The sequence below is a fragment of the Chryseolinea lacunae genome, from assembly GCF_016735595.1.
GTDB classification, from domain to species: domain Bacteria; phylum Bacteroidota; class Bacteroidia; order Cytophagales; family Cyclobacteriaceae; genus Chryseolinea; species Chryseolinea lacunae.
In genome coordinates, this window is record NZ_JAERRB010000017.1 from 42,213 (window position 1) to 64,131 (window position 21,919).

The 21,919-nt window shown below is 50.3% G+C and carries 16 protein-coding genes; 10 read left to right on the forward strand and 6 right to left on the reverse strand.

Annotated features, from left to right (window positions below; genetic code table 11):
• Positions 1-263: 263 nt before the first annotated feature.
• Positions 264-443 (forward strand): hypothetical protein, encoded by a 180-nt coding sequence (locus JI741_RS30055; protein ID WP_202015997.1) that lies wholly within the window; start codon positions 264-266, stop codon positions 441-443.
• 14 nt (positions 444-457) lie between these two features.
• Complete coding sequence (locus JI741_RS30060; RefSeq protein ID WP_202015998.1) at positions 458-1,945, forward strand: TonB-dependent receptor; 1,488 nt, start codon at positions 458-460, stop codon at positions 1,943-1,945.
• A 223-nt stretch (positions 1,946-2,168) separates the two neighbouring features.
• Here the strand turns inward: JI741_RS30060 and JI741_RS30065 are convergent, their stop codons facing one another.
• Complete coding sequence (locus JI741_RS30065) at positions 2,169-2,786, reverse strand: fibronectin type III domain-containing protein (protein ID WP_202016000.1); 618 nt, start codon at positions 2,784-2,786, stop codon at positions 2,169-2,171.
• Between the two features lie 1,322 nt (positions 2,787-4,108).
• On the opposite strand from JI741_RS30065, the gene JI741_RS30070 reads away from it, so the two are divergent.
• On the forward strand, positions 4,109-7,126 hold the full coding sequence (locus JI741_RS30070; RefSeq protein ID WP_202016002.1) for a COR domain-containing protein: 3,018 nt from the start codon (positions 4,109-4,111) through the stop codon (positions 7,124-7,126).
• Positions 7,127-7,231: 105 nt separating this feature from the next.
• Here JI741_RS30070 and JI741_RS30075 read toward each other — a convergent pair whose 3' ends face one another.
• Positions 7,232-8,779: a hypothetical protein gene (locus JI741_RS30075; protein WP_202016003.1), complete on the reverse strand. Its 1,548-nt coding sequence runs from the start codon at positions 8,777-8,779 to the stop codon at positions 7,232-7,234.
• A 377-nt stretch (positions 8,780-9,156) separates the two neighbouring features.
• On the opposite strand from JI741_RS30075, the gene JI741_RS30080 reads away from it, so the two are divergent.
• The 6 genes from JI741_RS30080 to JI741_RS30105 all read left to right on the forward strand — a co-directional run bounded on the left by JI741_RS30080 (position 9,157) and on the right by JI741_RS30105 (position 17,368).
• Complete coding sequence (locus JI741_RS30080) at positions 9,157-11,841, forward strand: c-type cytochrome (RefSeq protein WP_202016004.1); 2,685 nt, start codon at positions 9,157-9,159, stop codon at positions 11,839-11,841.
• Between the two features lie 53 nt (positions 11,842-11,894).
• A complete protein-coding gene (locus tag JI741_RS30085; RefSeq protein ID WP_202016005.1) occupies positions 11,895-12,698 on the forward strand; it encodes a 3-keto-disaccharide hydrolase in 804 nt (267 codons plus the stop codon).
• A gap of 45 nt (positions 12,699-12,743) precedes the next feature.
• On the forward strand, positions 12,744-13,817 hold the full coding sequence (locus tag JI741_RS30090) for an aldose 1-epimerase family protein (RefSeq protein ID WP_202016007.1): 1,074 nt from the start codon (positions 12,744-12,746) through the stop codon (positions 13,815-13,817).
• Complete coding sequence (locus JI741_RS30095; RefSeq protein WP_202016009.1) at positions 13,814-15,037, forward strand: cupin domain-containing protein; 1,224 nt, start codon at positions 13,814-13,816, stop codon at positions 15,035-15,037. Before JI741_RS30090 ends, JI741_RS30095 begins: the two co-directional genes overlap by 4 nt.
• A gap of 53 nt (positions 15,038-15,090) precedes the next feature.
• Positions 15,091-16,128, forward strand: coding sequence for a sugar phosphate isomerase/epimerase family protein (locus JI741_RS30100; RefSeq protein ID WP_202016010.1), 1,038 nt, complete (start codon positions 15,091-15,093; stop codon positions 16,126-16,128).
• A gap of 76 nt (positions 16,129-16,204) precedes the next feature.
• Positions 16,205-17,368: a Gfo/Idh/MocA family protein gene (locus JI741_RS30105; RefSeq protein ID WP_202016011.1), complete on the forward strand. Its 1,164-nt coding sequence runs from the start codon at positions 16,205-16,207 to the stop codon at positions 17,366-17,368.
• Positions 17,369-17,420: 52 nt separating this feature from the next.
• On the opposite strand, the gene JI741_RS30110 is transcribed toward JI741_RS30105, so the two are convergent.
• Genes JI741_RS30110 through JI741_RS30125 form a run of 4 tightly spaced genes read right to left on the reverse strand, consistent with a single transcriptional unit; the run spans position 17,421 to position 20,185 of the window.
• Positions 17,421-18,137 carry a hypothetical protein gene (locus JI741_RS30110; protein WP_202016012.1) on the reverse strand — a complete coding sequence of 239 codons (717 nt, stop codon included), beginning with the start codon at positions 18,135-18,137 and terminating at the stop codon, positions 17,421-17,423.
• Between the two features lie 14 nt (positions 18,138-18,151).
• The gene (locus JI741_RS30115) at positions 18,152-18,520 is read right to left on the reverse strand and encodes a GntR family transcriptional regulator (RefSeq protein WP_202016013.1); all 369 of its coding nucleotides are present in this window, start codon (positions 18,518-18,520) and stop codon (positions 18,152-18,154) included.
• A gap of 12 nt (positions 18,521-18,532) precedes the next feature.
• On the reverse strand, positions 18,533-19,342 hold the full coding sequence (locus JI741_RS30120; RefSeq protein ID WP_202016016.1) for a hypothetical protein: 810 nt from the start codon (positions 19,340-19,342) through the stop codon (positions 18,533-18,535).
• Between the two features lie 6 nt (positions 19,343-19,348).
• Positions 19,349-20,185, reverse strand: a complete 837-nt coding sequence (locus JI741_RS30125; RefSeq protein ID WP_202016018.1) for an ABC transporter ATP-binding protein — start codon at positions 20,183-20,185, stop codon at positions 19,349-19,351.
• Between the two features lie 446 nt (positions 20,186-20,631).
• On the opposite strand from JI741_RS30125, the gene JI741_RS30130 reads away from it, so the two are divergent.
• Positions 20,632-21,912, forward strand: a complete 1,281-nt coding sequence (locus JI741_RS30130) for a Gfo/Idh/MocA family oxidoreductase (protein WP_202016020.1) — start codon at positions 20,632-20,634, stop codon at positions 21,910-21,912.
• The last annotated feature ends 7 nt before the right edge of the window (positions 21,913-21,919 follow it).

Below are 21,919 nucleotides of genomic sequence, written 5' to 3' on the forward strand. Positions count from 1 at the left end.
TGGGCTTTCATTTCCTACAAATGTGGGCGATTTCGGAATCGGTTGAATGGAGTATATTATTTTTTGCATGGATTATCTTGCGCGTGTGGTTTCGTGTTTGTCAGACCGGGACCAAATGATGCGCCTGCACGCCAAACGGATTGGTGTTGATTTTATGTTGGTTGTCTGGTGAATGGTGCGGGTCAGCTAATTTTTTATGTGTCGTGCGCGGGTTGCCGTTGGTTTGGTGAAGGGAGAATAACACATCGGATCTCCCGCGGAATATGAAGACAAAATCACGCGTGCGAATTGCAACATTCAGTGTTGCCTGTCTCATTCATGCCATGGTGCTGGCGCAAGGGCAACTGACGGGCAACGTGTTTGACCTCCAACATCAACCCCTGCCCTCGGCCAACGTATTGCTGCTTTCCCCCACCGACTCGACCATGATAAGGGTACCGTAACCGATGTGCAGGGAATGTTCACATTGAAAGACGTTGCTCCGGCGCACTATCTGCTGGTGGCACGCATGGTGGGGTTTAAGACCAGTACCATCGCCCTTCAGGTGACCAACGGCAAGCTGGTGATCGACCCCATGGTGCTGGAAGAAGAAAGCACGGTGCTTGGCGAAGTGGTGGTGGAAGCAGACAAGCCCCTCTTCGAACAACGCATAGACCGTCTGATTGTGAACGTCGACAACAGCATCGCCTCAGCAGGCGGGTCGGTGCTGGATGTGCTGGAGCGTTCACCCGGCATCACGGTGAACCGGCAAAGCGGCGGCATGAGCATGAACGGCAAGTCGGGAATACAAGTGATGTTGAATGGCAAACTGCAACGCCTGCCCCTGAGCACGGTCATTCAGCAGCTTGAGGGTGTTAGCGCGGGCAGTGTAGACAAGATTGAGCTCATCAGCAATCCATCGTCGCGCTACGATGCCGAGGGCGACGCGGGCATCATCAACATCGTGACCAAAAAGAATACCGACGAGGGCCTGCACGGCACGGCCACGGTAGGCCTGGGGTTCAGCGATGTGAGTGGATACGTGAAACCAACGGGGTCCACAACACTTCACTACAAACGAAACGACGTAGCGCTGCAAGCCTCCTACTCCATGAACAGCGATCGCCGCTGGCAACAATGGAACTATGAACGACAGTTGCTCAATCGCGACCTATACTCCAACACCATCACCGACCGCTATGTGACATGGCCCATCCAGCGCTTTAGCGCCGGAGCAGATTGGTCGGTCACGAAGCAAACGTCAATGAATGTGTTCGTGTCCGGATTCAGCGACCTGTGGAAAATGGAATCGTTCAATCATTCGCGTGTAGCACAAAACGGAACAGACTCTGCCCACATCGCGCTACACGACCGCGAAGTGAACCACTGGAAACACGGCATGGCAAATTTCAACCTCAGCCATGTCTTCACCAACGGCAGCAAGCTGAACATCGATGCCGACTACCTCTACTATCACGACCACAACCCCAACCACTTCGTGAACGACTACACCTTTTCCGCAACCAACACCCACCGGCAAGACCAGATGCGCATCAGCAAAGAAACGCCCATCCACATGCTGGTGCTGAAGGCCGACTATGAATGGAAGATGAAAGCACTGAAAATAGAAGTGGGCGCGAAGTCAACGTTGTCGGAGTTGAAGAACGATGTGAAACTCGAAACGCTTCAGGGCGAAACGTGGGTGCCCGATTCAAAATTCACGCAAGCCTATTCGCTCCGCGACAATGCCCATACTTACAAATACAATATGATTAAGGTCAGCACACGTACAAAGCAAATGCAAATCTGCATTCCCATCGCCAGTCGCGATGAAGCGACTCGCTACCGTAAAAGCATTCTTCATCTTCTTAGCAAAATAGAAGTCGACAACTGCGATGATGCAATGAGAGAAAGTGTGATAAATGCCTACAAGCTTCTTTTCCACTTCACGAACACTACTCGTTAATCTTAAACGAATCAACCCATGTCCACCCCACTCCTAAAATTCCCATCCTCCACCGAACTCTCCCTCTACCTTCGCCCTCGCCTTCTATGCCGACCTGCTTCCTAAAAAGGCTACCGCAACACCCTAGCCTCGCAGCACTTTTTGCAAGGGGCCTTAGTTAATTATTCAGAAGTGCAAATAACTCTTGGAGCAACGGTTGTGCATTTTTGACGAGCCCGTCTAATCACAACACAAAACTGTTAATTTCATTGCTATACTTCACCGTTCTATCAGCACCCACGGCTCCAACGCGAAATGTAAACTCTACGCCACTTTGCAAACCTGTGATGGTGATGGTGCGAGTGGTGGAATATAATGTGGTCCATGGGGTTTCGCCGGTGGCGCGGGGGTGGTACTCGAAAATATAGGCGGCGGCGTTTTCAACTTTGTTGATCAGCAATTTCACAGTGCCCTTCACATCGGCCGTCTTCACTTTCAAGCCTTCTGGTTTCTGAATTGGCGGAGTTGGCTCGGGTGTTTTGCGGGCGTTGAAACCGGAGCTTAGCAGAATAGACAAATCATTTTTGCAGTTCAGTTGAACATAGAGCGACAGATCGTTCAGTTTGCCTATCAGATCGTCGCGCAGTGTGTCGCGCAAAGCAGTGACACTTCTGTTTCCTTTGGCTGCCTCTGCGGCAGCGTCCTGAAATGCTTTGTGGGCATCGTTGATAACCTGCAACGTGGGCGTGGGCGCTGCGAAATTTGGGTTACCGGTCATGGCCGCAACAATCGCCTGTGCGCGGGCATCGAGTGCTTCGTCGCGCAAGCGGGTGAAGCCGGTGGTGATTCTAACCTGGTTCATAAAAGGCGGAGGTTTTATTTTGTTTGTCCGCACCGGCCCCTAGACAACCATAAGGCCAATTTTTTGGCAAGCGTCGACTTTTGAATCCGCACAGGCAAAAATGACAAGACGTCAGAAAAAAGCGATGTAATAAATGCATGCATTTTGCCAAGAAAACACAAACGTCCGCACTAGCGTCTTTTTGAATGAAACACCATTTCCAATCGCCTGCCCACGATTACATCTTCCGAAGCAATGAAAACACTTTGGCAAACAACTATCACAATTTGCCATACCATCAACACAAAGTGGCTTACTATGAAAACAATTCGCCCTACACCTGCTAAATTTTTCTTTGCAATGAGAACGCATCGCGTTTCAATTGACAATGATCCACTCCTTATACAACACCTAAATCGAATCAACGGAAAATAATATCTAATCCGTTAGCCCGGCGCGCCAATCAACTACAACTCTTCTTCAAACTATGAAAAGGAAAAATTAATCAGGTGTATCGGAAAATCTTTTCGTTGGCCAGGAAAACATGTTCATTGTATCGGGATTTTTTTTCGCTATAACAGAATTTATTTTGACAGTAACGGAAATTATTTTCATTAACAAGGCAAGGGTTTCAATTGAAACGAAGGGCCCTTCACGTGTAAAAAATCTATTCTTCAATTGAAACGTATGTCGCTCCTATTGAACTCGGCCTCGCCTCAATTGAAAGCCGGGCTTTGTCAGTTGCAAAATCCCGCATATTAATTGTTTTCCAAAACTTTTTCGATGCTATTTTATTTACGTTCGCGTCATTTTTTTTAGTCCCAACCGCCAAGCTGACATCACTGAAAGCAGGCTAAAAAAAATGCGTGAGAACATTGAACGGGTCATTGGCCGACGATATTTCGTCGGACCGACGAAATATCGTCGGATAACGCCATAAATGTGCCGTTGCCACAACTTCCGAAACTCGATGACAGGCTCAACAATTCTATAGATTGCTGATAGGTGGAGCACCCGCGCGTAAGCGGACGGCCTATTGATAGCGCCCTCGCAGGGCTTATGCGCGCAATCAAACACCTAAAGCAATTGACGTCACCTACGATAGCTCACTTTTCAAAATCTTGCTCAGACCATGTCTGTATTCGAAAAAAAATTATAGCCCGGTCTCTTGCGTTGAATAGACAAACCTATAAATTAGGACACACTATTCCCTGCCCACCTGATCCAGTCCGATCACTAGCCCACCCATCTCGGAATAGCGCAAGAATTCTGACGACAAGTCAACTTACTAAGTCGTCAGTTAAAATAGCCGATAGATTCAACGCCTTAATCGTAGTCCATTTATGACAACTATAGAAACACTTCTTCAAAACGACAGAAAAAATTCCATAAAAAAACTCCAGATACAAAGCATAGGTGCAAATTTCGAGGAGATACTTGATATCCTTCCACAACTGACAAGTCTAGAACAACTAGAGTTTGGCTCGGCTCCCATTTACCAAAGACACATATCAAAGATAAGTGACGCGAAATCTGTTCAATCATTGACAATTGAGAACTACCGTTCAGGAAAATTCCCAACAGAACTACGCTCTCTAAATAAATTAACAACCCTTCACATTTCAGGACCATTCGAAGACCTCCCATTCGATCTACACGAATGGCCGTTGCTATACCTAGACATTCAAAACTCTCGGTCCCTTGAGGCTATCCATAGCTTGCCGGCAAATTTAGACTATCTAAACATTTCAAACACTCGCATTGCTCAAATCCCGGAAGCTGTCTTTCAATTGAAGAAAATAAAAAAAATAGTAGCCGGAAACCTGGGGTTAACATACATACAATCAGACCTGTTCAAAATACCATCGTTAGAATCACTATTCTTACAGGCAAATAAACTTATTTCTATTCCCGACGAAATTTCACACCTGAAGAATCTAGTTGAGTTGTCCGTACCCAACAATGCAATCATTGAATTCCCTAAAACGATTGTTAGTCTCACCAATTTAAAGTATCTAAACCTAGCACACAATAATATAACGTCTATTCCTTCAGACATTCAAAGTCTACGTAATCTTATTGAAATCAATCTCAATGGAAATCACCTAACTAATTTTCCGAAATCGCTATTAGGGCTTACCAACATTCAACGAATAAGTTTGTCTGATAACTATATAAAAGATAAGTATGGAAATGAAAGGTACAATACGATATTCAGAATTCCAGAAGAAATAGTAAATAGCAAGTCACTCAAAACATTGCGTTTAGACAATCTCTACGTCGAAAACGTACCACAAGAAATTACAAAGACTGGGTGGGATTCAATTAAGAATTTCCTGCTCTCAAAAAAGGAAGCAGATCTAGAAAAGTACTTGTTCGAAGCTAAAATGGTTCTCGTAGGCCGTGGTAATGTTGGTAAAACCGTACTTTCAAAAAAACTTCTGAGCCCTGGATATAAGTTGGACAGAAGTGACACCACCCGAGGAATAAACATTTTACGAAAACCTTTCTTACTTCAATGGAGCAAGTCTCAAGAACCTTTCAAACTAAATATTTGGGACTTTGGCGGACAAGAAAAATATGACGCTACTCACCAATTATTTATAACAAAGAGATCAATTTATCTTTTTCTAACAGAAGCACGGGAAGAAAGTAATTATCTCGATTTCTACTACTGGCTTAACACTATTCAGCTATTTAGTGATTCAAGTCCAGTTATTATTGTTCTTAGCAAATGCGACGAAAGAAAAAAAACTTTAGCAAAATCTCTCTATAAAGAGCAATTCAAAAACATTGTTGATTTCATCGATGTGAGTTGCGCGCCCGGCTTCGAAGGAACAATCAAAAATCTAAAAAACGCAATATTAGAGGCCATAAAAATTTTGCCTCAGACGAAGTTAAAGCTGTCAAATAAATGGATCAACATAAGAAGTGACATTGAGAATCTAAGCAACGAAAAAGATTTCATTCCATACTCCGACTATCTCGAAATTTGCGAAAAACATGGACTTAACAAAACGAAAGCCGATTTCTTAAGTCAATACTTAAATGACTTAGGGGTTATAATCCATCATCAATTCGATCTTCTATTGAAGCAAACTATTTTCATAAATACAGATTGGTGTGTGGATGGTATGTATAAAGTACTTGATAGCGAGAGTATCATCAATGGAAAATTTACTATCAACAGTCTTGACGAAATATGGAACGAACCTCGATTCAGCTCAAAAAAGCCTGAGCTATTGAAACTAATGCATCAATATCAGCTGTGTTTTGAGTTACGAGACAATTCCGGCTATATAGCGCCAGATTTATTACCTCCAGACAAGCCTTCCAATCTAAAATGGGACCATACATCTAATTTACGATTTGAGTTTCGATATGATTTTATGCCGGCCGGTATCCTCGGAAGATTTATTGTCAAAAGTCATAGTTTCGTTAAATCAAATATGTACTGGAAGCATGGGGTCGTTCTGGAATACGAAAACACGTTAGCCTTGATAATAGAAGATTCAATTCGAGGAAAAATCACAATATCAGTATCCGGGGAAGATAAAAAAGGCCTTCTCTCTGCCGTTAGGATGAATATCATTGAAATTCATAAAGACTTTGACAAGGCCAATAAACTTTCCTTTGAGGAAATGGTTCCTTGTAACTGCGACACTTGTATTAACTCCGAAACTCCACACTTTTACAAATTCGACTTTCTTAAAAAACTTGACGAAAGAGGGAAGGACACTGTTCAATGTGAAAAAAGCATTGATGACGTATTACTTCATCCTCTTTTAACCGATGTCCAGCTTAGTATAAGAGATAGACGAATTTCCACAAACAGGCAGTTAAAGGATTTTATTCTAGATATATTGACAAACAACATTGAAAAAGAGATCCTTCTAAAATCATCCTTTGTCAATTTCTGGCGCGACACGAAATGTACTATTCCAAAAAACGAAACCGAAATCCAACCCTATATTTCAAATAGTCTAGATATACATTGCAAAACCAAAGGGATTCAGCTTTCAAGGGAAGTGCGTGAGGCAGAAGGGAGCGTTGATATTCTCCTAACAACAAAAAACGAGGACGATGAGATATTAAAAGTTTGCATCGAGATAAAAAAGGCACACCACGCAAATATTGAAACCGCTATAGAAACACAACTACCTCTATATATGGAAAGCGTGGGAACTGACGCCGCCATATATCTTGTAATTTGGTTAAAAAACAAGCATCAAAATCTACCAGAAAAATACACTACAAAAGAACAACTCAAAGAAGAAATCCAAAGACATAAGCGTTCCTCTCTAGACATATCAGTCAAAATACTGGACTGTTGCAAGCCTATAAGTCCATCAAAAAACTAAAGTACCTATGACATTTTCCACAAAGGCTCTTCGAATAGAGTAAAAACACTCGATTTTCGCCGTTAGAAATAAATCCTCCTTAGGTTGAAGACTGAACAATTTCACCTACACATTCCTCCTCACCACAATCCCTCCATCCTCCTCCACCTTCTGCTGACACGCCCACTGCACCTTATACCGCTTCCCCTTCACCTCCACCTCCGCATAAATCCTCACCCCCTCCACACTCGTTCCCTTCGGCAACACCAGCATCGCTTGCCGCACTTTCCCCGGAAGCGGGTAGCCTGGATCCAGACTCCCTTCTGCAAGCTTCTCTCCCGCAGTGCTCTTCACCAAAATGCGCAATGCTCCCGGCACACCGGCAACGCCGTCGTTCACGAGGCCGAGCACCAATCCTGGATTGCCTTCTTTCTCGAACGACCAGATCCACGACGGCCTCACGCGATAGCCTATGGTCATGGACAAATCGTTGATGGCATCCGGATATTGTTCATAATAGTGTTGCAGGCGGTCGGCTTGTATTCGGTGCCAGTTCCATAGTGAAAAATAGTGTGGGCCAACGTCTTTGGCGTGGGCTATGATGTTGTCGGTTCGTGTCACGCCTTCCGAAATTTTCAAACTCTCCGGTGTTCCATCCGAGATTCCGTTTTCTACGAAGGCGCCGGTCCAGGCGGGGCGGTTGCTGAGGCTTTCGATCTGCATGTTTTCGATGAAGATGGTGTCGGTGCGGAGCCAGTTGTGGGTGCGGATGGTGCGGTCCACAATTTCGGAGTTGCCCACGCGGCTGTAGTCGGGTTGGGTGTTGGTGAGCAGGGGTGTGTTTTTCCAGTTTGTGTTTTGCATTTCGAAGATGTTCACGAAGGTGCGTTCGGCGGTGACGTAGTCGGCGAAAGGATTTTTGTCGGGGAAGGGCCAGGTGTGGCCTTCGCCCCAGAAGCCATACATGTAGGTGTCGATGAACTCCACCTGCGGGTGGCCGTTGTAGGTTGCCGCCAACAAGCCGTCCATTTCTTTCAGCGCGTTCATGAATGCAGGGTGGTCGAACTGTGGGGCGTAGAGTTCTTTGTTGGGGAGGCCTATCTCGTTGGTCTTGCCGAATTTGTAGAGGGGCACTTTGCCGATGAGGAAATCGGGCATGGATTGGGGTGCGATGTCGGGGCTCATCAGTTGCACGCGCAGGCCAATGCGTTTGTTGTATTGTTTGGCGAGGTCGAAGGCGATCTTCCAGTGTGCGCAGAAGTCGAGCCTGCCGGGTTTGGTTTGGATGTCGCGCCAGTCCACGCGCATGTAGAGCACGTCGCCGAGGGAGAGGCTCACCAGTTTTTCGAGCGACTTTTCGAGAGACTCGTTTTCTTTTCGGGGTGGTCCCATTTCGTCGCAGAGGTAGGTGGTGAGGCCCATGCCGTAGTTGGGCACGCGCTTCTTCGACGGTGTGGTGGCCATGATCACTTCGGCACCGGGCACAACGTCTTCGGGTGCGTAGGTTGGGAAGGGACCTTGATTGAGACGGTCGGTGATGGCGGGCCCGCGGCCAAAGTCGTAGCCATCCCAGTTATGTGCGGGAACAAATGCGTTTGTGTTTGCCGGAAGTGGCAGCGCGGTGGTGGCTAGTGAGGCCAGTGCACTTTGTTGCAGGAAGTTTCTTCGGTTCATGATGTGTTCGGGTTGATTGACGTTTGCTGACGTGGGGCAGCGGCGGATAACGTTTTGATGGGGACTGTGGAGTTGTCTTGCACAGGGCCTGATGGGGATATCGGGTTTTCGAATTTAGGTCTTTTTTATTGCTGAACGTTTGGGTGAGATGGGGAAACTTCTGCTTCGCTGTGCATTATTTATTTATCAACAGCAAGAACGTTTTTACCGCCTGTCAGGGCGGTAATACCGTTCGCAAGGCCATTGCTATCGCGTGCAGGACGGAACAGGATGGAAACCCCCGATTTTGCTGACACATTCCATTTTCAGTTGCGCCCGAACCCGAATCGGCGCCTGAAAATGATCGTAAATTTTGCCCATCAATCTTAACCTGTATCATGTCCGAAAATCTTTCCTCAAAAAAACTCCTCCTCCTGTTCTGCATTCCCCTGCTGTTCGCGGCTTGTCGCAACGATAAGTCTACCGGCACGGAGGCAAACGCAGACCCAAAACTTCAGAAGCTGAAACTGCAACCCGGTTTTGTAGCCGAACATTTGTACAGCCCCTCCGACAAAGAGCAAGGCTCGTGGGTGGCCATGACGTTCGACAACAAAGGCCGCCTCATCACCTCCGATCAGTATGGCGCCCTCTATCGCCTTGTGCTGGCACCGGTGGGTTCCGACTCGGTGATGAAAATCGAAAAGCTGGAGATCGGCAAAACAACGGCCGAGCTGGCCGACACCACCAAGCCCAAAATTCAGATGGGCTATGCACAAGGGTTGCTCTATGCCTTCAACAGCCTCTATGTGATGGTGAACCACGACAAAGACGAGAACTTTGAAAAAGGCAGCGGCCTCTATCGTCTTCAGGACACCGACGGCGACGATCAGTTTGATAAAATCACCTTGCTGAAAGCACTCGAAGGCGACGGCGAACACGGCCCGCACAGTGTCGTTCTCAGCCCCGACAAGAAATCGATCTATATGATTGCGGGCAACTTCACCAACGTGCCCCCCATGGATGCCTACCGCTTGCCCCACGTGTGGCAGGAAGACAACATGCTGCCCCTCATCAAAGATCCACGCGGCCACGCCAACGACCGCACCGCCCCCGGTGGATGGATTGCACGCACCGACTCTGTGGGAAGCCATTGGGAACTGGTGGGCGCAGGCTATCGCAACCCGTTTGATTTCACGTTCAACGAAGCAGGCGAGTTGTTTGCCTACGACTCCGACATGGAATGGGATTTTGGTATGCCCTGGTATCGGCCAACACGCATTTGTCATGTGACCAGCGGAAGCGAATATGGCTGGCGCACCGGCGACAGTCCGTGGTCGCCCGATTTCCCCGACAACCTTCCCCCCGTCATCAACATTGGTCAGGGCTCCCCTACCAACCTCATCCATGGCATGCACGCCAAGTTTCCGTCGCGCTATAAAGACGCTTTGTTTGCTTCCGACTGGAGCTTTGGTATTATCTACGCCATTCACCTCAAACCCAACGGAGCATCCTACACGGCAGAGCCCGAAGAGTTTCTTTCCGGCGCACCGTTGCCCTTGACCGATGGTGCTATCGGTCCCGATGGCGCACTCTATTTCCTCACGGGCGGACGTCGCCTGGAATCGGATCTCTACAGAGTCTACTACAAAGGCGATGGCAAAGAAACAGCCGAACCCGCCGTGGCGGTTGCGGATGCCGGACAAGCCGCACGCGACATCCGGAAACAACTGGAAGCCTATCACGGTGCACCCCAAAAAGGTGCCGTTGATTTTGCGTGGCCTTATCTGAAAAACGAAGACCGTTTCATTCGCTATGCCGCGCGCATTGCCGTGGAGCATCAGCCTGTTGCCGAATGGCAGGCACGTGTGCTGAAAGAAAAAGATGCGCAGACGTTGATCGAATCTTCGATCGCACTGGTGCATCATGCAAAGCCCGCCGTGCGCAATGCCTTGCTCACCGCGTTGACCACCATTGACTATAAATCGCTGAGCGCATCACAACAAGTAGATTTGTTAAGAGCTTTCGAACTCATTCTGCTTCGCATGGGCACACCCGAAGGTGCTGTGAAAACACAAGTGATTGCTTACCTCAATCCACACTACCCCGCCAACACCAACACACTCAACCGAAGCCTCAGCAAAGTGCTGGTCTACCTGGAAGCTCCCGGTGCCATCGAAAAAACGCTGGCCCTATTGGAAGTAGCGAAAGACGATCCATTGGTAAAAACCGCCAGCCAGGGCGCCGATCTTATTCTGAGGAACCCGCAGTATGGCATGGACATCGCCAACATGCTGGCCAACGTTCCGCCGGCACAACAAACGTGGTATGCCACCGTGCTCATGAATGCAAAAACAGGATGGACACCTGCGCTGCACGACAAATATTTTGCATGGTTCAAAAAAGCCTTTGGCTACAAAGGAGGCCTGAGCTACATCGGCTTCATCAACAAAGCACGCCTCGCGGCATTGACGCATGTTCCTGAAAAAGACATGGAACACTACAACGAACTTTCGGGTGGTGGCCTGGTGGCGCAATCCGGAAACGAACTGGTGAAAGGTCCCGAACCCAAAGGCCCCGGAAGAAACTGGAAGATTGACGAAGCCGTGTCGGTTGTTGAAGACAAAAGCGGCACGCGCAATTTCGAACAAGGCAAAATGTTGTTTGCTGCCACGCGTTGCATTGCCTGTCACACCATGCGCGGCGAAGGCGGCACCATTGGTCCCGACCTGACACAGCTTGGCACACGCTTCGCAGCGAAAGACATGCTCGAATCGATCATTGAACCCAGCAAGGTGGTGTCTGATCAATATGCGGCCACCGTGTTCACCATGAAGGATGGCTCGTCTATTCTGGGTCGGTTGACCAACGAAAACGATGCGGCCTATTTTGTTTCGCAGAATCCTTTTGCGCCCGAAACACTTCGCGAAATTCCGAAGCAGGATGTGGTCAGCAAGAAGTTCTCTTATATCTCGGTGATGTATCCGGGCCTGATCAACAGCCTGAACGAAGAAGAATTGAAAGATCTTGTGGCGTATCTGATGGCGGGTGGAAACGGAGAGAACGAAGTGTATAAAAACAAATGACGTCCCTTCACACCACACGCAATAACCAACGACCCTAAACCACGATAACCTCTATGAAATCAATCCGTCAAATAAACGCTCTGAACGGCCTTGCCCTTGGTCTCCTTGTGCTGGCCATGGCCAGTGGCTGTAAAAAACCGGCCGAAACCCAACAAGCTGCCACAGTAGACAGCGCCGCGGGCGATGGCTTTGTGTCTATCTTCGATGGCAAGACGCTGGCCAACTGGGAAGGCGACACTACCTACTGGCGTGTGGAGAACGGCAACCTGGTGGGCGAAGTCACACCCACCACGCTGCTCAAAACCAACACCTTCATTGTGTGGCAAGGCGGCACGCCCGGCGACTTTGAACTGAAGCTGGAGTTCCGCATTGCCGACGCCGGCAACAGCGGTGTGAACTATCGCAGCGAAAAAGTGAGCGACGTGCCCCATGCCCTGCGCGGCTATCAGGCCGACATCGACGGCAAGATTAACTACACCGGTCAGAACTATGAAGAGCGCGGCAGAACAACGCTGGCCTATCGCGGCGAGACCGTGACCGTGAGCACGCAACCCAATCCAAACGACGCCGGTTCGCTGCAAGCCAACGTGAAAAACAACGCGTGGAGCTCGCGCGAAGTAACCGCCTCGCTGGGCACCGCCGACTCGCTGAAGACGCTCATCAAACACGAAGACTGGAACACCTGCCACATCATTGCCAAAGGCAACCACCTGCAACACTACATCAACGGTGTGCTGATGAGCGACGTGACCGACAGCGACACCGTGAACCAAAAGCTCAGTGGTCTGCTGGGCGTGCAGGTGCACGTTGGTCCGCCCATGAAAGTGGAGTATCGCGACATTCGTCTGAAACAGTGATCGTTTTTTGTCTCATGTTTTTCAACACGCTCCCATCACATCGCCATGCAAGAATCTTCAACACAACCCGCCTGGCATAACAAGCTTTCGCATGCCGCCCAACTGGGCGGCATCGAAACCTCTGTGCTCGACAACGGCCCCGGGCGCGGCACACGCATTGCGTGGATAAACACCGGCACCGGTCTGCGCTATAAGGTGGTGATTGACCGGGCCATGGACATTGTGGATGCCTTTCACAATCAACATAGCCTCGCGTGGATCAGTCACCTGGGTGTTGTTGCACCTCAGCCGTTTTCAAATCGCGGCGTCGACTGGCTCAAAACATTTGCCGGTGGCTTGCTCACCACGTGTGGACTATCGCACGTGGGTGGGCCGGAAGCCGACGAGTTTGGTGAGCGCGGGCTGCACGGCCCCATCAGCAATCTTGCGGCAGAGATTGAATCTATTGTTCAGCCCGATCCGGTAAACGGAAAGCTCGACATGAGCATCACAGGCCGCATGCGGCAGACCACAACGTTTGGTCCCAGCATGGAACTTCGGCGCACCATTTCCGGAACGCTGGGGCAGGCATCTCTTCGCGTTCACGACGAAGTGATTAACGTGGGCAACATCCCTGCACCACACATGCTGCTCTATCATTTCAATTTTGGATGGCCTTTGCTCGACGAAGGAACAGCGTTGCTCTGGAACGGCACATGGCAATCGCTGAACACCGATCCAAAAATCTTCAAAGAAGGAAACGACTTCAAGCGTTGCCCCGCACCCCTGGAAGCGCATCGCGGCAAAGGCGAAGAAGCCGCGGCCATCGACCCCGTGGCCGACAGCAACGGCACCTGGAGCTGTGGCGTGCACAATGCAAAGTTAGGACTAGCCGTGGCGTTGCGTTTCAAGAAACAACAGCTGCCGTGGCTCATCAACTGGCAGCATTGGGCACCGGGCGAATATGTTTCGGGCATCGAACCGGCAACCCATCCGCCCATTGGCCAGGCCGCCGCGCGAAAACAAAACACGCTCATCCACCTCGCGCCCGGCGAACGCCGGCACTATGATCTTGAGCTTGAGGTACTAGACAATCCAACCCGTATTCAACAGTTTTTAACAAACACTACATTTCAATGACAACCCAAGGAAAAGCAAGTTTGGCAGAAAAAGCATTGGACCAAGGCAAGGGCATCGTTCGGCTCGCACCCACCTGGGTGCCCCGCTCCTTTTGCGTGCCCGGAAGAAGAATCAAACTCCATCCCGACGACTACTATGTGCTGGGCGGCCAGCGCGGCGGCATAGACGAACGCTGGCTTTCATCTACCACACCCGCCAAGAACGGTCCGCTCACCGGCGAGAACGAAGGCCTCAGCGCCATCGTGGTGAACGACGGCGGCAAAACAGAACAAGTACTGTTGAAAGACGCCATCGACCACCTGAAAGGCGCCATCATCGGCGAACGCCTGTGGAAGAAGTACGGCGCGTGGCCCATGTACTCCAAATTCTTCGACAACATGGGGCCACTCCCCCACCACGTTCACCACAACGACGAGTATGCCAAAATGGTGGGACAGTTGGGAAAACCGGAAGCGTACTATTTCCCTCCTCAACTGAACAATCACGGTGGTGATTTCCCCTATACATTTTTCGGCATTGCACCCGGCACAACAAAAGCGCAGATCCGCGAGTGTCTTGTCAACTTCACAAAAGGCGACAACAAAATAACAAACTACTCATCGGCCTATGTGCTGGAACCCGGCACCGGCTGGGATGTTCCTCCAGGATTGCTGCACGCTCCGGGAAGCTTGTGCACGTATGAGCCGCAGAAAGCATCGGATGTGTTTGCCATGTATCAGTCGCTGGTGAACGAAGCGATTGTTCCCGAAGAGTTGCTGTGGAACGGCACACCCAAAGACCGCATCGGCGATTTCGATTTGTTGCTTGATGTGCTGGACTGGGATCTGAATGTTGATCCGAACATGATGGCCAACCGTTTCATGCGCCCCAAACCGGTGAAGCCCGAAGCCGAAATGAAAAGCCAGGGCTACAGCGAAACCTGGGTGTGCTACAAGTCGCACGACTTCAGCGCCAAAGAACTTACGGTTGCGCCCGGCGCCACCGTTACCATCAAAGACAGCGCCGCCTATGGCATCATTGTGATGCAGGGACACGGCAAGATGGGAAGCTGGAACATCGAAACGCCTTCATTGATTCGTTATGGTCAGCTCACTAACGATGAGTTCTTCATCAGCGAACAAGCGGCTGTCGAAGGCGTCACGATTGTGAATCCTTCCGACACCGATCCGATTGTGATGCTGAAACACTTTGGCCCGGCAAATCCCGATCTGAAAGTGTAAACCAACAACGCCACTACAACCAACCCCATATTCAAACATTAAGACTACGCCATATGCCAGACAACAATTTTCCCAAACTGCACAATGCCACGTGGCCCGGTATCGTAGGCAAAGGACCCGATTCTGAACCACCCATCGATTTCGACACCATGCTGAAGCTTACGGCCACCGCCGACGTGGGCGGTGTGAAGTTTGACGGTGTGGACCTGGGCCTGCTCGACCCACACGTGAACATAGATCTTACGGACGACGGCATTAAAAAACTTGCCGACAAAGTGACCAACCTCAACCTCAGCATCGGCAGCCTGGTGGCGCCCATCTGGGGTGGACCGGCCATGGGCAGCAAGGAAGAACGCAAACAATTTGTGGAGATGGTGCGCAAGGCCTGCCATATCGGAAAAGTGTTGCGCGACATCGGCGCACGCCCGCATGGCATTGTGCGCATCGACTCGGCCAGCTCTCCCCAACAGTGGGCAGCCGATCCGGCAAACAACACCAAGCTGATCGCCCAAACCTTTCGCGAAGCCTGCGACGTTGCTGCAGACTATGGCGAGAAACTGGCGGCCGAAGGCGAGATCTGCTGGGGCGGCATGCACAGCTGGAAACACATGGTAGAAACGCTGGAAGCAGTAGACCGCAAGAACATCGGCTTTCAGGCTGACATGTCGCACACGCTGCTCTACCTGTTGGGCTACAACAGTCCGCAAGACCGCATCCTTCCCGAAAATTTTGACTGGAGCGATCGCGCCACGCTGACGGATGCGCTCAAGAAAGTGACAAAGGCACTCCGCCCGTGGACCATCGATTTTCACGTGGCCCAAAACGACGGCACCGTGCACGGCACAGGCTCGCACGACAAAACCGGACGCCACTGTCTGGCCACCGACCCCAACGGCAAACTCGACATCGCCACCGACGCGGGCCACTGGCTGCGCGATGAAAACGGCAACCTCACCAAAGCCTTCAAACACGTGTGCTGGGACGGCTGCATGTTTTCAAACGACGTGATGACCAAGCAACAAACCTGGAACGACATCCTCGCCACCATGATCAAGGTGCGGGAGAAGCACGGATGGTATGAAGCGGTGTGAGCTTGATCCGTCGTGTGTGAATACAGAATTCAAAAAAGCAGGTATCAAATTTTAAAATCGAGTAAGCAGTATTCTTATGTCAAAAAATAAAACGCTGAGAATTGGATTGATTGGTTGTGGCTTCATGGGGCGAACCCATTCGAACGGCTACAACCGCATAAAAAATTTCTTTCCCGAACTCGTCTATCAACCGGAACTGAAAGCCGTGTGCTCGCGCAACGCCGACAAGGTGAAGGCCTTTGCCGAACAGTGGGGCTATGCCTCAACCGAAACCGACTGGAAAGCACTCATTGCCCGCGACGACATCGACGCCATCGACATCTGCACGCCCAACGACAGCCACGCCGAAATTGCCATTGCCGCGGCCGCCAAAGGAAAAATGATCTTGTGCGAAAAACCGCTGGCCCGCACCGTTGCCGAAGGCCAAGCCATGGTCGACGCGGTTGAAAAAGCGCGCGTGGCCAACACCGTGTGGTATAACTATCGCCGCCTCCCCGCCGTCACACTCGCGAAGCAACTCATCGACTCTGGCAAGCTGGGCAAGATCTTTCACTACCGCGCCAACTTCCTGCAAGACTGGACCATCAGCCCCGAGCTTCCCCAGGGTGGCGAAGGCCTCTGGCGCCTTGATGTTGACGCCGCAGGCTCGGGCGTTACGGGCGACCTACTGGCCCACTGCATCGACACAGCCATGTGGCTGAACGGCGGCATCACCGACGTGTCGGCCGTGACGGAAACGTTCATCAAAGAACGCGTGCACCAGGCCAGCGGCAAAGTGCAGAAGGTGGGCATCGACGACGCCTGCATCTTCCATTGCCATTTCGAAAACGGTTCGCTGGGCCTGTTCGAATCCACACGCTATGCCCGCGGCCACAAAGCACTCTATACATTTGAAATCAATGGCGAACACGCCTCCATCCGATGGGATCTTCACGACCTGAACCGCCTTGAATACTTCGACCATCGCGACGACTCCATTGTGCGCGGCTGGCGTTCCATCCTGGTTACTGACGGCGATCAACCCTACATGAAGCGTTGGTGGGTGCCGGGACTATCTATTGGCTATGAGCACTCTTTTGTTCACCAGGCTGCAGATTTTCTGAAGAGCCTGGAAACGGGTGAACCTTGTCATCCTACGTTCAAAGATGCGTTGGAGACACAGAAGGTTTGCGAGGCAGTGATTGATTCGGCGAATACAAGAAGTTGGAAGGATACGAATGTGAAGGGCTGGTTAAAATAACATAGTCACATCAGCGGGATTCGTGAACAGACACGACCCGCTGACTTATTCTTCACTTCTCCAAACTCACCCGAACCGCCCAGTTCGTCTTTGCCACGCTCACCCTCCGGCTTGCATCGAACGATGTGGTGAGGTTGGCAATCTGAAAGCCTTCATTAAATTTTGCATCGTAGACGTTGGCAAGGTTCACGTTGTTGATGTGCACACGATCAAGAACCTCTACCGACGAGGTTGAATTCCCTTCTATGTCCAGCTTGTCAAAAAATGTGTGGTGGCTTGGCGCCGACGCGGTGAGGCGGCTGTTGTTGAGCACGAACGAAAACGATGGGCGTTTCTGAAAGTCGTAGCCGCCCCGAACATCAGCAGTGGATGAATCTAAAGACACGGTGGTGCCGGTGGGCAAATAGAGGATCACGTTCCGTTCAACGCCACTTTTTTCGACGCGGGCTGCAACGATGCGCACCGTGTCGCCCGTGGTGTCTACTTGCAGGTCGCTACCAAACGTGCGCGATGCTTCGAGCCGCATAGTATCCGAAGCCACGATGAGGCAATTCGAAACGTTCGACACCGACACTACGCGGGCGATCTTTATGGCAATCTTATCGTATTGCGATTTATTGTTGTGGACAAAACTGAAATCCTTTTGATTGAACTTCAGGTTGATGGCCAGCGTGACGGCGCTCAACAAAACAACGATGATGAGCACGAGCAACAACAGGATGGCGTTGCTGGCTTTGAGGGCGATTTTGTATTTTACTTTTTGTTCCATAACGCATATTGAGATTAGGGATTTGACTTTTTATATTTTTTAAAATAAGACTCGAGGTCGCTCACGTCCATTTGCAACAGCACCATGCTCCGGAAAAACGACGGCATCTCTTTCTGAATAAATTCCGACTGCCGGTATTTCAGTGCATTCTTTGCTCCCTCGGCTGCCACAAACAAGCCTACACCACGCTGGTTGTAGAGAATGTCTTTTTGCTGGAGAAATTCATACGTGCGCATCACCGTGTTGGGATTCACCTCCAGTTGCACGGCCAGCTCGCGCACGGCGGGGATGCGTTCTTCGGCATTCCACGCTTTGGTCACGATCTTTTCACACACATAGTCCGCGATCTGCAAATAGATCGGCTGCGTTTCTTTGAATTCCATTCAATGGCTTGATTACAATTCCTTTTCCTTCAATCGAAAATATGACGCCGTCCACAACAGCGGTGTGATGCAGAATTTGAAGAACACTATCACCACCACCATCAACCACGCCGACACGGTCACCACCTTGTTGTCGCCGCTGGCATCCATCACTTCAAACGTGCTGAAGCCTTTGTTGAACCCGCCCGGTGGCAGCACCTGCCGCACCAGCAGGAAGACCACGATGAAGCATACCCAGAGCAATCCCATGCCCACAATGGCCTTGAACAAACCGTGCTTGTTGAAGTAGATCGACGCCAGGATGAACAGCGCCTGCGCCGGAAAATACAAATAGAATGTGTCCGTCACCGGGCCGTCTAAAAATGGGTTCTGGTATTTGTTCAACTGAAACACGTTGATGACTTGCCACTGCGTACCAAACTTGCGGTTGGCCAGCGTCACCGCCACAAAATCGACAGCCGAGAATAGCACCGAGTACACCACAAAAAACACCAGCACACCAAAGAACAACTTGCAAACAAACTTCTCGGTGGTCGATGCCGGTGTGAGCAGGTAGCTTATAGCCCTGGGTTTCACGCCCAACTCGGAAAACAACACGCCCGCCGATAGACACCCCGACAGAAACAGCGTGACAAAATAGTAGGCCACCTGTCCCCGTTCATTAAACAGATTGGGGTTGGTGAATCCAAGCTGCACACCCAACCAAAGCACCAGAAAGGCGGCGATGGCCAGAAAGAGAAACAGATAGGCTTTCTTGTTCTCGAAGGCATACTTCCGAAAGAAAAGAAAGGCGCGATTGACCTGAACCGTTTGTGATAGCATGATAGTTTAATTAAGACTGAGGATGGATTTCATTTTTTCGGGATTGGCCATGGTGGCCTTGTAGAGCAATTCCAGATCGACCCGGCTTTCTTCGGCATGTTCATTTTTTTTCACCACGGTGTTGCCGCGCAGGATAGATTCCGAATACAACGCGTCTTTCAGATCTTCGGGATCGAGCGAGATCTTGAACAGCAACTTGCGCGACACCGCGTCGAGGTTTTGTTTCAGGATAATTTCGGTGTCGTCCAAAATGAGCACTTCGTCGATGAGGTTGTCGAGGTCCTGCACCTGGTGCGAGCTGATGAGGATGGTTTTGGTTTCGGTAGTCGCTCCGGCAATCACTTTTCGCAATTGACCTTTGCTGATGATGTCGAGTCCGTTAGAGGGTTCGTCCATTAACAACACCGAGGCGTTGCTGGCCACGCCAAAGCTGATGTACACTTTCTTTTTCTGTCCATAGCTCATGCCCTGCAGCAAACTGCCAGCGGGAATATCAAACGATTTCATAAAACCATAGAAGGCATCCCGGTCAAACTTTGGATAGAACGGGCTGTAGTATTTCACAAAGTCGGGAATGGAAATGTTGGGCAGGTAAAATTCTTCGGGCACCATAAACACCTCCTGCAGAAAACCAGGCTGGCGGCTACCGGGCGCAAAACCGTTTACCCGGATGCTTCCCTGTTTTGGATAGAGCAAGCCGGCAATGGTATAGAGCAAGGTAGACTTGCCCGTTCCATTCTTTCCCAGAATGCCATAGATGTGACCGGGTTCCAGCGTGGTGGATACGCCTTTGAACACATCCTTTTTTCCATAGTGAAAATGCAAATCGTTGATGGTGATCATAGCAGCGAGGATTAGTGTACTACCTATTTAGTACACTAATGTACAGTCTTTTTTCTGAACATTCCAAACCTCGCCGGCGACAAAATACTTTTCGTCTTGAAAAAGAACGTGTCGGCTCCGTGTGTGCCTATAGATATAAGGAGTATCAGAAAGAAAGCAGAAGCTGCGAAGGCAATAGCCGGTTGGGTTCGTTGGTGTGTTCAATGCGGGAACGGTCTCGGGGGGAGGCTCATACCGCACATCACGTAATTCCGCACACACTTTACGAATATCTTCCGGGGTGTTTTTTAAAGAATCCATACGGTCGTGAGGAGATTTACCGCGTGTGCCTGTCGCACACCAAATAAGTAGATTGTAATTTTTCCTTTTACGTATAGAAAGTTTTAAAAAACTCGATTAATATCCTTATTGCATATCAAGTCTAAGAACGCCCAAATTATACACGAATGAAAAAGAAGAATGTCAGTGCAAAGGAAAGCTCCCGTCGGGACTTTCTTAAGAAATCGGCCCTTGCCCTTGGCGCATTTGCCATCGTGCCCCGTCACGTTTTAGGGAAGGGATATCTCGCGCCCAGCGACACCCTCACCAAAGGCATCATCGGTGTCGGAGGTATGGGGCGTGGTCATATTCCCTATGAGGGCACCAAGGTGATTGCCATGTGTGATGTGGACAAAGTGCATTTGAAGGAAGGCATCGCGCTGGCCGGCGGAAACGTTCGTGGCTATTCCGATTTCAGAGAGCTGATCACACAACCCGACATCGACATCGTGCACATTGCCACCCCTCCCCATTGGCACGGCATCATGTCGGTGATGGCCGCCCAGGCCGGCAAAGACGTGTGGTGCGAGAAACCCATGACCCGCACCATTGGCGAAGGCAAGCGCGTGGTGGAAGCCATGGAGCAATATGGCCGCATGTTCCGCCTCAACACCTGGTTCCGCTTCAAAGACAACTTCTATGGCCTTGGCACCGAAGTGAAACCGCTCAAGAAGGCGGTCGACAGCGGCATCCTGGGCTGGCCCCTCAAAGTCACCATCAGCGGTGTGACAGGCTTCAACTGGAAATTCTATTGGGTAGGCAAGAACAACCTCGAACCCACCCCCGTGCCGCAAGAGCTCGACTACGACATGTGGCTCGGCCCCGCACAATACAAACACTACAACCCCCACCGTGTGCACAGCACCTTCAGAGGGTATTGGGACTATGACGGCGGCGGTCTTGGCGACATGGGCCAACACTATATCGACCCCGTGCAATATTTCCTGGGCAAAGACAACACCAGCCCTATCCGTGTTGACGTGGACGCTCCCCAGCAACACGACGATGCCGTGGGCACCTGGAGAAGAATAGAGTTTACCTATGCCGACGGCTGCAAGATCATTCTCGACGGCGAAAACAAAGACACGTCGGTACCCTACATTGAAGGTCCCAAAGGAAAGATCTATCGCGGCTTCCGCTCCGACATTCCAAACATTCTGAAAGTGATCGATTCCATGCCCGACTCCGAACCGCAGGTGGGCCTGTTTTCGGATGCTGTGAAGAGCCGTAAAAAATTCGCGCTCAACGAACTGAACGGTCACCGCTCGGCCACCATCGTGAACATGGGCAAGATCGCCCTGCAACTGGGTCGCTCGCTCGACTTCGACCCGGTGAAACAGGAGTTCATCAACGACGAAGCGGCAAACCGCCTCATCAATCAGCCCATGCGCGGCGCCTGGAAAATCTAATCCTCAC